At 63.1% G+C, this 12680-nt stretch carries 13 protein-coding genes; 3 read left to right on the top strand and 10 right to left on the bottom strand.

The genetic code is table 11. From position 1 onward, the window contains the following. Window positions 1-5: 5 nt before the first annotated feature. The 6 genes from EHW12_RS22355 to EHW12_RS22335 form a co-directional block, all read right to left on the bottom strand. Window positions 6-797, bottom strand: coding sequence for a winged helix-turn-helix transcriptional regulator (locus EHW12_RS22355; RefSeq protein WP_346774215.1), 792 nt, complete (start codon window positions 795-797; stop codon window positions 6-8). Continuing rightward, window positions 785-1003 (bottom strand): hypothetical protein, encoded by a 219-nt coding sequence (locus EHW12_RS36065; RefSeq protein WP_346774214.1) that lies wholly within the window; start codon window positions 1001-1003, stop codon window positions 785-787. The genes EHW12_RS22355 and EHW12_RS36065 overlap by 13 nt, the downstream gene beginning before the upstream one ends. 81 nt (window positions 1004-1084) lie before the next feature. Next, on the bottom strand, window positions 1085-1951 hold the full coding sequence (locus EHW12_RS22350) for an acyl-CoA thioesterase domain-containing protein (protein WP_064074008.1): 867 nt from the start codon (window positions 1949-1951) through the stop codon (window positions 1085-1087). Continuing rightward, entirely contained in the window at window positions 1948-2772 is an 825-nt protein-coding gene (locus EHW12_RS22345) for a DUF1295 domain-containing protein (RefSeq protein ID WP_125051774.1), read from the bottom strand. Before EHW12_RS22345 ends, EHW12_RS22350 begins: the two co-directional genes overlap by 4 nt. Then, window positions 2769-3692, bottom strand: coding sequence for an SDR family NAD(P)-dependent oxidoreductase (locus tag EHW12_RS22340; protein ID WP_064074010.1), 924 nt, complete (start codon window positions 3690-3692; stop codon window positions 2769-2771). The genes EHW12_RS22345 and EHW12_RS22340 overlap by 4 nt, the downstream gene beginning before the upstream one ends. Next, on the bottom strand, window positions 3689-4900 hold the full coding sequence (locus tag EHW12_RS22335; protein WP_054827293.1) for an acetyl-CoA C-acyltransferase: 1212 nt from the start codon (window positions 4898-4900) through the stop codon (window positions 3689-3691). The genes EHW12_RS22340 and EHW12_RS22335 overlap by 4 nt, the downstream gene beginning before the upstream one ends. A gap of 123 nt (window positions 4901-5023) precedes the next feature. Between EHW12_RS22335 and EHW12_RS22330 the strand changes: the two genes are divergently transcribed. From EHW12_RS22330 to EHW12_RS22320, 3 genes are read left to right on the top strand one after another with little or no spacing between them, the layout of a single operon-like run. Beyond that, window positions 5024-6256 carry an acetyl-CoA acetyltransferase gene (locus tag EHW12_RS22330; RefSeq protein WP_073512708.1) on the top strand — a complete coding sequence of 411 codons (1233 nt, stop codon included), beginning with the start codon at window positions 5024-5026 and terminating at the stop codon, window positions 6254-6256. Between the two features lie 43 nt (window positions 6257-6299). After that, entirely contained in the window at window positions 6300-7817 is a 1518-nt protein-coding gene (locus EHW12_RS22325; protein ID WP_073512709.1) for a carotenoid oxygenase family protein, read from the top strand. After that, complete coding sequence (locus EHW12_RS22320) at window positions 7814-8545, top strand: hypothetical protein (protein ID WP_021345221.1); 732 nt, start codon at window positions 7814-7816, stop codon at window positions 8543-8545. The genes EHW12_RS22325 and EHW12_RS22320 overlap by 4 nt, the downstream gene beginning before the upstream one ends. 74 nt (window positions 8546-8619) lie before the next feature. Here the strand turns inward: EHW12_RS22320 and EHW12_RS22315 are convergent, their stop codons facing one another. The 4 genes from EHW12_RS22315 to EHW12_RS22300 are packed head-to-tail and all read right to left on the bottom strand — an operon-like array spanning window position 8620 to window position 12666. Continuing rightward, window positions 8620-10263 (bottom strand): long-chain-fatty-acid--CoA ligase, encoded by a 1644-nt coding sequence (locus EHW12_RS22315; RefSeq protein ID WP_125051772.1) that lies wholly within the window; start codon window positions 10261-10263, stop codon window positions 8620-8622. Further along, the gene (locus EHW12_RS22310) at window positions 10260-11315 is read right to left on the bottom strand and encodes a dihydrodipicolinate reductase (protein WP_073512710.1); all 1056 of its coding nucleotides are present in this window, start codon (window positions 11313-11315) and stop codon (window positions 10260-10262) included. The genes EHW12_RS22315 and EHW12_RS22310 overlap by 4 nt, the downstream gene beginning before the upstream one ends. Then, window positions 11312-12082 carry an SDR family oxidoreductase gene (locus EHW12_RS22305; protein ID WP_021345218.1) on the bottom strand — a complete coding sequence of 257 codons (771 nt, stop codon included), beginning with the start codon at window positions 12080-12082 and terminating at the stop codon, window positions 11312-11314. Before EHW12_RS22305 ends, EHW12_RS22310 begins: the two co-directional genes overlap by 4 nt. Further along, on the bottom strand, window positions 12079-12666 hold the full coding sequence (locus tag EHW12_RS22300) for a nuclear transport factor 2 family protein (RefSeq protein WP_064111724.1): 588 nt from the start codon (window positions 12664-12666) through the stop codon (window positions 12079-12081). The genes EHW12_RS22305 and EHW12_RS22300 overlap by 4 nt, the downstream gene beginning before the upstream one ends. Window positions 12667-12680: the final 14 nt, after the last annotated feature.

The following is a 12680-nucleotide window of genomic DNA, read 5'->3' as shown; positions in this document are numbered from 1 at the left end:
GGACCTCAGGACCAACCGGACCCGGGTACGTGAACCGAGGTGGTGAGGTCGACGGCCTCGATGTCCGAAGACCTCAACTCTTCACCGCACACACTGCAACCCAAGCGTGCTTCGAACCGTTTACCGCAGGCCTTGTGATGGAGAACGATGTCCGGGCCGTCCGCGGATCTGAACCAACGCTGACCCCAGGAGATCATGCACATCACCACGGGGAAATACGCCGTGCCCTTGGCGGTGAGTCGATACTCCGACCACTGTGGGCGATCCGGAAGCGGACGCGTTTCCATCACACCGATCTCGGTGAGGTGCTTCAAGCGATCCGCGACTATCGCCGGTGGTGCACCGGTGATCTCGGCGAACTCTCCGTAACGGCGAGCGCCTCGGAAAGCTGCACCGATGATCGCCGCTGACCAGCGATTGCCGACAAGTTCCATCGTGTGAGCCAGAATCTCCGGACGGCGTTCGGACTTGGTGGAGCGTCGCCGCGATGTTGCTTCCGGGACACTGCGTGAGAAGTCCCCACTCGGACCCATTTGGGAGTCCAGGGATCGTACGTCCACGTCCTCGCCGCACTCCTTGCAGCGCAGGATCGGGGTGAAGTCGTTTCCGCAGGTGCTGTGCCGCAGTGGTGGAAGCGGCTGGGTTTCATTGGGCGCCCACTGCTTCTCCCACGACCACATGGTGATGAGGACGGGCCAGATCGACTGCCCTTTGCGGGTGACCGAGTATTCGTGCCTGGGCGGGTTCTGCTGATACTCACGACGCTCGAGCATTCCGCCGGCCGTCAGGACCGCCAACCGTGAGGACAATACGGAGTTGGAGATTCCCCGAGGGCGAGCCAGTCGTTGTATCGCCGCGACCCCAACAGGGCGAATCGCAGAATCCAGAGGTTCCACTCGTCCCCCAACAACCCGAGCGTGACGGCCAGTGCGTTCGGACCGCCGGCAGGCAACTCGGTGACGCCCGCCGACGCGGTGGGTGTCGAAGATCCGGCTGCATTCACTCGTACCACCCCGAAATCATAGGCCGCGCACCCTGCGGCACCGCGAGACCGTACCGAATGGTCTGCAGAAAGAGTCGGGAATCACTCGGTGCGGGCAATGAGTAACGCTTCCTGAGTGATCTGGCAGATCTGGAGTCCGGATCGATCGAAGACCGCCGCATTCACTACTGCTCTGCCGGTGTGAGCTGTGGGGGTCGAGTGCTCGAAGAGTAGCCACTCGTCCGCCCGCACAGGGCGTTGAAACCACATCGTGTGATCGAGGGACACACCAGTCCAGTCCGTGTCGAGCGAGTGCTCCTGCCCGATGTCGTAGCCGTGCGGAGTCAGCGCGGTTGCCATCAGCATCAGATCACTGGCATAAGCGAGAGCAGCCACGTGAATCAGCGGATCGTCGCTCAGCCGCTGAGCCGAACGCATCCAGATGTTGCGCGGAGGCGCCGCCGAATGCGTCGTGGGGGACTGCGAATCGATGGGGGACACACGAATCTCGATGGCGGAGAACTCCTCCCACACCTCACCCAACCCACCGTCTGCCTCGGCCAACTCTTGCAACGTCACGCACTCAGTGGGCGGGAGTGCGGTAGGTACTGCGCGACTGTGAGTGATGCCCTCGTCGATCGAGGAGGCAGAGACCGTGGAACGGCAGACGAGTCGTCCGTCCTGGTGGACGTCGACGCCTCTGGTGGACAGGCGTTTTCCATCCCGAAGTCGATCTACCGAGAACTCGGTTGCATGCTCCGTCGATCCCGGGCGAAGGAAGTGGGTGTGGACGGAACTGATCGCTTTGCCGTCGGTAACCGTGTGCCCGGCTGCGAGAATCGACTGGGCTACCAGTTGGCCGCCGAACAATTGAGGTAGACGAACGCCGTCGTTCGACCCCTGCCACCGGTCCGGGCCGGTCGATTCCAGATCGAAGACGTCGGCGAGACCACTCGTGGGGGCGCTCACGACGCGTGGTTTCGTGCCGGGCGGGGTGGACGAGGTAAGAATCCGCTGGTCCGGGCGACGTAGTCGTCGTAGGCCTGCCCCTTGCTCTTGCGCATGCCGCGTTCGAGAAGGGCCTTACCGCTGTAGCTCACCAGCAGTTTGATCATGACGATCGGAGAGGCGATCGTGATCAGCGCCAATGGATCACCAAGCGCGAGGATGAACAGTCCGACCCAGACGCATGCATCACCGAAGTAGTTGGGATGGCGGGTCCAGGCCCAGAGCCCACGGTCCATCACCTTCCCGGCATTGGCCGGATCAGCTTTGAAGCGGGAAAGTTGGTAGTCTCCAACCGATTCGAAGACGAAGCCGACGGTCCAGACCGCGATGCCGATCGCGCCGAGGACTCCGAGGGCGCGAAACTCGTACATCGCGAACTGGACGGGCAGCGACACCACGAGAATGAGGACGCCCTGGAGGCCGTAAATTTTGCGAATCAGGAACGGAACCAGCGGTCCCTGTTGATGTTTGAGCAGGGCAGTATAGCGCTTGTCCTGCCCGTGCCCACGGTTTCGGAAGCCGATGTAGAGGCCGAGTCGCATTCCCCACACCACGGTCAGTGCCAGCACGACGAGGCGACGCAGATCGTTGCCGTCCGATCCGATGGACGTCAGGTACGAGACGGCGGCGACGACGGCAAAGCCAGGCCCCCAACAGATGTCGATGATCGAGTGATTGTTCATGCGGATGGCTACGGCCATCACGACTGCGATGAAGACGAGCACGGCGAGTGCGCTCACACCGAAGTTCAGTGCAAGGTCGCCCAGTGGGATGTCGGTCATGCGCGCGCTTTCTGATTGTGGTGGTCGAGCAGTTCGGAAGCGAAGTCCGCGAAGGCTTCCTGTGCGCTCGGATAGGTGTGAGGAGTGCCGAGCCGGCTGGTCACGAGCAGTGCGTCGAGCGCTTTGGCATCGAGTTCTGTGGTGGTGGGTAAGAATTCGGTCGAGCCCTCGACGGCGTCGGCCGAACGCACTCCGTTACCTGCGGTGACGATCACCTGCCCGTTGGTCGTGGACTCGGGATCGACGAGGGCGGTGACCACCGGGGCTACCAGGTCGGCACCCATGATGTCGATGAATCGTGGATCCATTCCGGATTCGGTCATCTGCGTAGTGGCATAGGGCAGTACGACATTGGTGAACACATTGCGACTCGCTCCTTCGCCGGCTGCGGTGCGTCCCAATGCGATGACGGCACCCTTGCTGGCGGCGTAGGCGGACACGGTGGGTTCTCCGTGCAGTCCTGCGGTCGAGGCAATCATCACGATGCGCCCGAATCCGGCTTCGCGCATCACTCGGGAGGCTTCGGCGGCGACCAGTGCGGTTCCGACGACGTTTGTCGTGATGACGGTGCTGAGGTTCTCGGCGGTGGTGCGATGAAGCATCTGTGGACCGCTGACCGCGGCGCTGGTGATGCAGAAGTCGAGTCGTCCGAACCGAGTGAGAGCGTCGTCCACCAACTTTCGGCCGACCTCGGGGTCGGTGACGTCGTCGTGGTTGGCGACGGCCTGTCCACCGGCTTCGAGGATTTCGTCGACAACCTGATCTGCAGGGCCTCGGCCGCTCGAATCGAGTGTGCGATTTCGATTGTTGACGATCACCGTGACCCCTCGGCTCGCGAGATGCAGTGCGACGGCACGGCCGAGGCCCTTACCCCCTCCCGTGACGACGGCAACGCGGCCGGAGAGTGAACTGACGGTCATGAGGCGATCCGTTCGACGAGCACCGCGACTCCGACACCGGCGGCGCCGCTGACCGCGGCCACACCGTAGCGTCCGTCGCTCCGTACCAGTTCGTCGACACATGCGCCGACGAGAATTGCTCCGGTGGCGCCGAATGCATGGCCCATCGCCATCGTGCCTCCGTTGGGGTTCATGCGGTCCGGCCCGGCGTCAAGATCGCGGCGGAACCGTAGGCAGAGTGCGGAGAACGCCTCTGCGAACTCGAACACGTCGATGTCCTGTGGACGAAGCCCGGCTCGCGCGATGACTGCCTCCACGGCGCTCTGGCCCGCAGTGAGCATGAGGACCGGATTCACCGAAGTCGAGGCGGATCCGATGATCCGTGCGCGAGGGGTCAAGCCGGCTCTCGCCGCGGCTTTCTCGGATCCGAGGAGTAGGAGCGCTGCGCCGTCGGCCATGGCGGGAGAGGATCCGACGGTGTGCAGGTGTTCGATCTTGCCGACCTCAGGGTAGGCGGCGAGCGCGAGTGCATCCTGACCGGCGGCGCCGAGCCCTTCGAAGGCGGCAGGCAGCGCTGCGAGTCCCTCTGCCGTCGTCTCTGCCCTGACCAGTTCGTCGTGGGCTGTTCCCGCTTCTCCGTTTCTGCCGGGGACAGGCACAACGGACCGCTCGAATGCGCCGTTGCGCCAGGCCTCGGCAGCCTTGTGTTGGGTTTCGACGCCGTACGCATCCAACTCGTCGCGGGAGTACCCCTCGATCGTGGCATTCAAGTCGGCGGCAATACCCATATGGATGGAACCGATCTGCGCGATAGTTGCCGGATCGGTCCACAGCGGTCCGCGATCACTGAACATCGGAGTCCGGGAGACGCTTTCGACGCCACCGGCCACGACGAGGGACACGTCGTCGCCGCGAATGCGGGCCGCGCTCTGGCCGACTGCGTCGACGCCGGATGCGCAGAATCGATTGAGGGTTGCGCCGGGGACGGAGTCGCCCCAACCGGCAAGGAGTGCGGCAGTTCTCGCGATGTTCGCGCCCTGCTCGTCCACCTGCGATGCGCAACCGAGAACGACGTCGTCGATCTGTTCTGCGGCGAGGTTCGTTCTACCCTGCAGAGCCTTGGCCAGATGGACGACAAGGTCCACGGGGCTGTGTTCGTGGAGGGCGCCTCGCGCCGATGCTCGACCGCGCGGCGTGCGCACGTAGTCGAGGACAAAAGCATCAGTCATTTTCAACCCTTCAATTAGTAGAGTTACTCTGCTAGTTGTAGTACGGTTGCGGTGAAATTACAACCGCCGTTGCGCGGGTATCTCGGTGACGTCACCGAGGCCGGATCGGCAAGGGGAGAGGTCATGACTGTTTCGAACATTTGGATTCTCGGCGGGTACCAATCCGACTTCGCACGGAACTTCACCCGTGAGGAACTCGATTTCGCGAACCTTGCCGAAGAGGTGGTGAACCACACCCTGGACGCGGCGAAGGTTCCTGCCACCGACATAGAGGTGATCCACGTCGGTAATGCCTTCGGGCAATTGTTTGCCGGCCAAGGTCAGCTGGGCGCGATGCCCGCCACCGTGCATCCAGACCTGTGGGGTGTGCCCTCGTCTCGGCACGAGGCGGCGTGCGCATCGGGCAGTATCGCTGTACTTGCAGCGATGGCAGACCTGCGCGCCGGCAACTACGACGCGGCTCTGGTGATGGGTATCGAACTGGAGAAGACGGTTCCGGGTGATGACGCGGCCGGCCATCTGGGCGCTGCAGCCTGGGTCGGACACGAAGGTCAGGAAGCAAAATTCATGTGGCCGTACATGTTCGACCGTGTGTCGAAGGAGTACGGGCGGCGTTACGGGATCGACGAATCTCACCTTCGCACGATCTCGCAGATCAACTTCGCAAACGCGAAGAACAACCCCAACGCGCAGACACGCGGTTGGGCGGTACCCGATCTGCTCGGGAATGCAGGCGGCGACGACGCCACCAATCCTGTTGTGGAAGGCGGTGTTCGACGATTCGATTGCAGCCAGGTGACCGACGGTGGCGCCGGGGTGGTGCTGGTGACGGACAAGTACCTGCGTGAACACCCTGGTGCCGCGGCGACTCCGCTGGCCCACATCGCGGGCTGGGGTCATCGGACTGTTGGTTTAGGTCTCGAGCAGAAGCTGGCCCGCGACGCCGATAATCCCTACGTGATGCCACACGTTCGGGATGCGGTGATGGGTGCCTTCTCCCGGGCCGGAGTCGACCTGGCCGGGATAGACGGGATCGAAACACATGATTGTTTCACGGCGAGTGAGTATCTCGCGATCGACCACATCGGTCTGACCGCACCCGGCGAGTCGTGGAAAGCCATCGAGAGTGGTGACATCGCCATGGGCGGCAAGCTACCGATCAACCCCAGCGGCGGTCTGATCGGCGGTGGTCATCCGGTGGGTGCCAGTGGTGTCCGAATGCTTCTCGACGCGGCCCATCAGGTGACGGGAACGGCCGGCGGTTTCCAAGTCGAGGGTGCGAGCCGCTTTGCGACGCTCAACTTCGGTGGAAGTACGGCCACCACCGTCAGTTTTGTCGTCGACGCAGTTTCCTGAAAGTGCAGTCCAGCCTTTCCCCATCAGTCGAAAAGAGAATTCCATGGACGTCGAAATCGTAGGCAAGTTGTTGTCCACCCTTCCCGCCGATGACGATCACCCGTATCGCACCGGCCCGTGGCAACCCCAGACCACCGAGTTCAAAGCGGACAACCTCGAAGTCGTATTCGGTGAGGTTCCGAAAGACCTCGACGGTGTCTACCTGCGTAACACCGAGAATCCGCTCCATCCCTCGATGAAGGCGTATCACCCCTTCGACGGTGACGGCATGATTCACATCGTGGGCTTTCGCGACGGAGAGTCGTTCTACCGCAACCGATTCGTACGTACCGACGGCTTGGCGGCCGAGCAGGACGCCGGCGCTGCGTTGTGGGCCGGGCTTGCCGAGTCTCCCAAACTCAGTCGCCCCGAGGGCGGCAAGGGTGCGCGCACCCGGATGAAGGACGCGTCCAGCACCGACGTCGTCGTTCACAGGGGGACTGCTCTCACCAGCTTCTACCAGTGCGGAGATCTGTATCGTCTCGATCCGATGTCGGCGGAGACACTCGGCAAGGAAAGCTGGAACGGCAAGTTCCCCTTCGAATGGGGTGTGTCCGCGCATCCGAAGGTGGACGACAAGACCGGAGAAATGCTGTTCTTCAACTACAGCAAGGAAGCGCCGTACATGCACTACGGCGTCGTGGACTCGGCCAACGAGTTGGTCCACTACGTCGACGTCCCGCTTCCAGGTCCACGCTTGCCGCACGACATGGCCTTCACGGAGAACTACGCGATCCTCAACGACTGCCCCTTGTTCTGGGATCCGGTTCTGCTGGAGAAGGGCGCGCACGTCGCGAATTTCCATCCCGATATCCCGCTCCGTCTCGGAGTCATCCCACGCCGCGGAAACACCGCTGACATCAAGTGGTTCGAAGCCGATCCGACCTATGTCCTGCACTTCGTGAACGCCTACGAAGAGGGCGACGAGATTGTTCTGGACGGTTTCTACCAGGGCGACCCGGAACCGTCGGACAACGGTATGGGCAATCAGTGGGAGCGCGCCTTCCGTTTCCTCGCTCTCGATCGTATGCAGACCCGGCTTCACCGCTGGCGTTTGAACCTGGTCACCGGAGCCACGCGTGAGGAGCAACTCAGTGACTCGATCACCGAATTCGGCATGATGAACGGGAATTTCGCGAGCGAGAAGTACCGATACGCCTATGCGGCTTCGGGTAAACCGTCGTGGTTCCTGTTCGACGGCTTGGTCAAACACGACCTGCTGACGGGCAACGAGGAACGATTCTCCTTCGGTGACGGTGTGTACGGCAGCGAGACTTCGATGGCGCCGCGCGTGGGTGGTACCGCCGAAGACGACGGCTATCTCATCACGTTGACCACTGACATGAACGAGGATGCGTCCTTCTGCTTGATCTTCGACGCTGCCCGCGTCGGAGACGGACCGTTGTGTAAACTTCGCCTTCCCGAACGAATTTCGAGTGGTACGCACTCGACGTGGGCTCCGGGCGCCGAGCTCCGACGCTGGCAGAGTGCCGACACCGCCGCCGAAGCGGTCGGACTGTGACGGGCACGCACGACGCGGGCACGTGGGAGATCCTGCGACAGGTGGTGATCGGTGCACGAGACGTGGACAAGACCGGTCACCAATTGCGCGAAGCATTGAATCTGGCACCAGGATTCGCGGATCCACTGCTCGAAGACATCGGTTTGGCCGACGAGACCTTGGCCGTCGGGCCGCAGGCATTTCTCGAGATCGTCGCGCCGCTCGACGAGAAGGTCTCGCTGGCGAGATGGATCCGCAAGGGCGGAGGGGAGGGCGGCTATGCACTCTCGATCCAGGTTTCGAACATCGAGCCCTATCTGGAACGTGCAGCTGCGGCGGATGTTCGGACGGTGGCAGATCTCGAGGCCTACGGTCACCGGATCGTCCAACTTCATCCCGGTGATCTCGGACTGCTCGTAGAACTCGACGAGATTCCCGACGCCGACGAGTGGTTCTGGGATGAGACGGAGAAGGAGGTTTCCCTCGATCCCTGGGTCGACGACATCCTCGGCGTCGACGTGTCCTCGCCCGATCCGGCCAGGACGGCGACGCTGTGGGCCGAAGTGTTCGGAAAGAAACCGGTCTCGGCGCAACCACTCTCGATCAGGCTGGGATCACGCGTCGTGTCGTTCGTTCCGGGGGAGCGGTCGATGCTCACTGCAATCGATCTGGCGGCGTCGAGCGGCGCGTCTGCCGTCGAGCCCGGGCTGAGTGTCGGCGGCGTGGAGTTCCGGATTCACCCACGCTGAGCGTGCTTCACATCGAACGACAGAATTCGGGGCCGATCGCTCGAAGCGACCGGCCCCGAATTCGTGTCATGGACTCAAGCGAAGTCCTGTCGCAAACGAGTCTTGAGCAGCTTCCCGCTAGCGTTGCGTGGCAGCTCCTCGATGAACCGAACTGCACTGGGGCACTTGAAGTGAGCCAGTCGCTCGCGTGACCACTCGATGATCTCCGCTTCGGTTGCATCCGAATCAGCAGCTCGAACGACCACGGCAAGGGGAGTCTCACCCCACCGATCGGAGTGAACGCCGACTACCGCGACCTCGCGGATGCCGGGGTGCCCGGAGAGAACACTCTCCACCTCGGCCGGATAGACGTTCTCACCGCCGGAGACGATCATGTCCTTGAGGCGGTCGTGGAGGTAGAGATAGCCGTCCTCGTCGAACGATCCGCCGTCTCCGGTGCGAAGCCAGTCACCGTCCAACATGGTGGCCGCAGTGGCTGCCTCATTACGCCAGTAACGCTTCATGACGTGAGCGCCGCCGATGACGACCTCGCCGCGGGTACCGACCGGGACGTCTTCGAGCGTCACGGGATCGACGATGCGGATGGGCACTCCGAACATCGGCTGCCCGACGGACTTCAACCGATGCGCGGTCGACTCGTCGGTCGCCCGATGATCTTCCGGGGTCAGCATGGTGACGCCGCCGGTCGACTCGGTGAGTCCGTATGCCTGCAGGAAACTACACCCGAAGACCTCGGTCGCGTCTTGCAACAGGGGCAGTGGCATCGGCGCGGCTCCGTAGACCAGGAACTGCAGGGCACTCCAATCTGCCTCGCGCACAGCCGGAAGGGAGGTCAGGACGCTGATCACCGCGGGAACGGCGACCGCATGCGTGACTTTGTACTCCTGCATCAGCGCGACGAGTTCGAGAGGTCCGGCGATGGTCTCGAGCAGTAGAGCGCCACCGCCGAGCGTCGTGACCAGGGCGAGACCCAGTCCGGCCACATGGAAGAACGGAACCGGGCACATAGCCACGGAGTCGGTGTCGAGATCGAGCAGGTGATACATGGTGGCGAGGGCACGGCCGAGGTTGGCGCCGGTGAGTTCGATTCCCTTGGGGTGACCGGTGGTTCCCGACGAGTAGAAGATCAGCGCTGTGTCGTCGGGGCGGCGCGACGACCCCGGATCGTCGTCGCCGACACCGGAAAGCCAGTCGTTCCACGAGATCGAGTTTCCGGAACCGTCCACCGTGACGACGGTCCGGACGCTACCGACCGCCGCGGCGACGTCGGAGAGGCCCTCATCGCCTGCTCCGAGTACGACGACGGTCGGCTCGCTGTTGCTCAGGATGTAGTCGACCTCGCCCGGTGCCAGCCGATTGTTGACGGCCGTCAGGATCGAGCCCATCTTCGAAGATCCGTACAGGACGGAGAGGAAAGACGGTGCATTGGCCCCGATGTACGCCACCCGGTCGCCGGGTCGAACACCATCGCGCAGAAGTGCATTCGCGACACGATTTGTTTCGATGTCGAGTTCGCGGAAACTGGTACGCCCGTCATCGGAGATGACGGCGGTGCTCTCCGGACTGGCAATCGCCCGGCTGCGTAGCAAGTCTTCCAGATTCCGCACGGGGCGACCGTCGGGCAGGAGCGCGTTCACGGAAGGTTCACGGACGGCAGGTTCACGGGTGGCAGGTTCACGGGTGGCAGTCGAACCTACGTCCGTCGGCTGAGTTGTCATGCTGAATGCTCCAATCTGAAGGGGGCAAAGACAGGGGGTTCGAAAATGCCGGCGGGAGCAGCGAGTACATGCTCGACGGCGCGTAGTGCCGGGCCTGCAGTGATGAACTGACCGGCTGTCGTGCGACTGTTCGGATCTTGTGGTTCGACCAGGTTGACGGTCATCACGATCTCGGGTTTGCCGAAGAGGTGGACTTCCCATTGGTCCCGTCCCGCGTATTCGTCGCGATCAGGTTCCATGGTCCAGATGATGGCGAGGGTGAGGAACTGCTTTCCGTCGACCATTGCGTGCCAGCGCCATTCGGTGGTTCCGACGGTTCCCGCGGCGATGCGTCCGGCGGCGACGTCGAGATCCGTACGTGCCGGAACGACCCTGTGATCGGACACGACCTCGTCGTAGGTGACGCCCAGGCGCTCGCACATGAACGCGATGGTCTCGAGGTACAGCGACGCGTACAGCGAGGGCAACGGCCCGGTGCCGTCCAGGTCCTTCGGGGGCGAACCCATTCCCATCACGGTGAACGCGAAGTCGGGGTCAGGCATGCCGCGAGCGTCGAGCACCTCGTCGATCGTAATTCGGTCGAGTTCGATCGATGTTCCCGTCAGCGCCAACGCCAATCGCTCGCCGATGACACCTGGGCTCACGCCGACCCCGTAGAGCGTCGAATCGCCTTCCTTGCATGCTTGGGCGAACATGTGCTCGCGTTCGGTGCCGTGTGCGCGGGGGAAGTGCTGCCCGGCCGTCGTGATCACGTTGATCCCGGCGCGAAGCAGACGGCACAGATCGTCGTCGTGGCGTTCGTACGGAATCTGCAACCGCGGACTGTGGATGAGAACCTGTGGGCGCGAGCGGATGATCTCGTCCACGTCGCGTGTAGCGATCACCCCCGTCGGTGCTCGTCTGGCGATGTCACCGGCGTCTCGACCCGCCTTGGCGTCGCTGTACACGTAGAGGCCGACCAACTCGAGGTCGGGACGATCGATGATTCCGCGTAGCGCTGTCTTGCCGATGGCACCGGTCGCCCACTGGGCAACACGAATCGGATCGCTCATGATCGGGTGGTCAGTTCGCCGGCGAAGAGGAGCTTGCCCAGTCCGCGTTCGTACCGAATCGGGTCGCGGGCCAGGCGCGCACGCGCGTCGATTGCCATGAAATCGGTGTCGCACGTCCACTCGCCGCGTTGCATGGCGGCGAGTCCGGTTGCCGCGATGTCGAGAGGGTTTTCCTTGTGGCCCTGCACATGTGACGCCATGCGGGTGTCGACGCTGCCGACGATCAACGACGTGACGGTGATGCCGTGCGGTTCGAGTTCGGCGCGAGCGATGCCGCCGAGCGACAGAGCAGCCGCCTTGGCCGGTGAATAGCCACCCATGAAGGCGGTCGGAGCGATTGCGGCCACCGACAGGACGTTGACTATCGATCCTCCGCCGCGGGCGGCGAGTACCGGCGCGAAGGCGCGGATCATCGTCAGAGGCCCGAAGTAGTTGACCTCCATCTCGGCTCGCGCAGCCGCTTGGTCGTAGGCCTCGATCAACCGATTCCCGGTGAACAGTCCGGCATTGTTGACGACCACTGTGGTGTCACCGCACTCCCTGGCCGCTGCATCGACGAGTCCTGGATCGGTCACGTCGAGTTCGACGATGTGTGCTCCGGTGGATCGCAGCTCGGCGGGCGCCTCGTCGGGATTTCTCACCCCTGCATAAATTTTGGCGGCACCCATCGACTTCGCCTGTTGGACGAAGGCCAAGCCGAGCCCTCGATTGGCGCCGGTGACGAGGACAGTCGCGCCCTCTATCGGCGTTCCGCGAAACCTTGTCATGAGTGCTCCTGTGTCTGCCGGGTGTAGATGAGGTCGTCGGGAAATTTCTTGCTCTTCTTCAAAGACGTTTCAGGCGCGAGCATCCCGAAGATCCAGCCTTCGGCTGTGGCCATGTCGTGGTTCCAGTCCCACCGCAGGGCGCGGTGGCGGATTCCCCACCTGCCGTCCTCGTAGCCGAAGCGGTCGATCAGGCGCGCCGAGGTGAGTGTGTCGGCTATGCCGTCCGAGTGCTTGATTCGCGCGAAGGCAAGCACGTAGGACTCGACGTGTGCTGTGTCCCCGTCGAGTTCGACCAAGACGTTGGTCATTGCGTGGGTGGTCAGTGACCGTGGGTGGGTGATGGCCCCGGCGATGTGGTCGATGTAGTCGTCGGCGGTGCCGGTGAAGACACCCCCGTGGTCTTCGGTTGCGCCGGGTAGATAACACCGCCTGGCGTCCTCGACGTCGCCGCGATCGGCGGCTCGGAGGAAACGAGCCAGAACCTCGTAGATTTCCTGCTTGGCGACGAGAGCGTCGACCCGGCTGTAGTCCCTGACGTCTGGGCCCCCGCCGCTGTCGACTGCGTGAATGTTGTTGGACCTCACGATGATGTCCCTTC

Source organism: Rhodococcus sp. NJ-530 (assembly GCF_003860625.1).
GTDB lineage: Bacteria > Actinomycetota > Actinomycetes > Mycobacteriales > Mycobacteriaceae > Rhodococcus_F > Rhodococcus_F qingshengii.
This window is presented reverse-complemented; position numbering and strand designations above follow the sequence as displayed.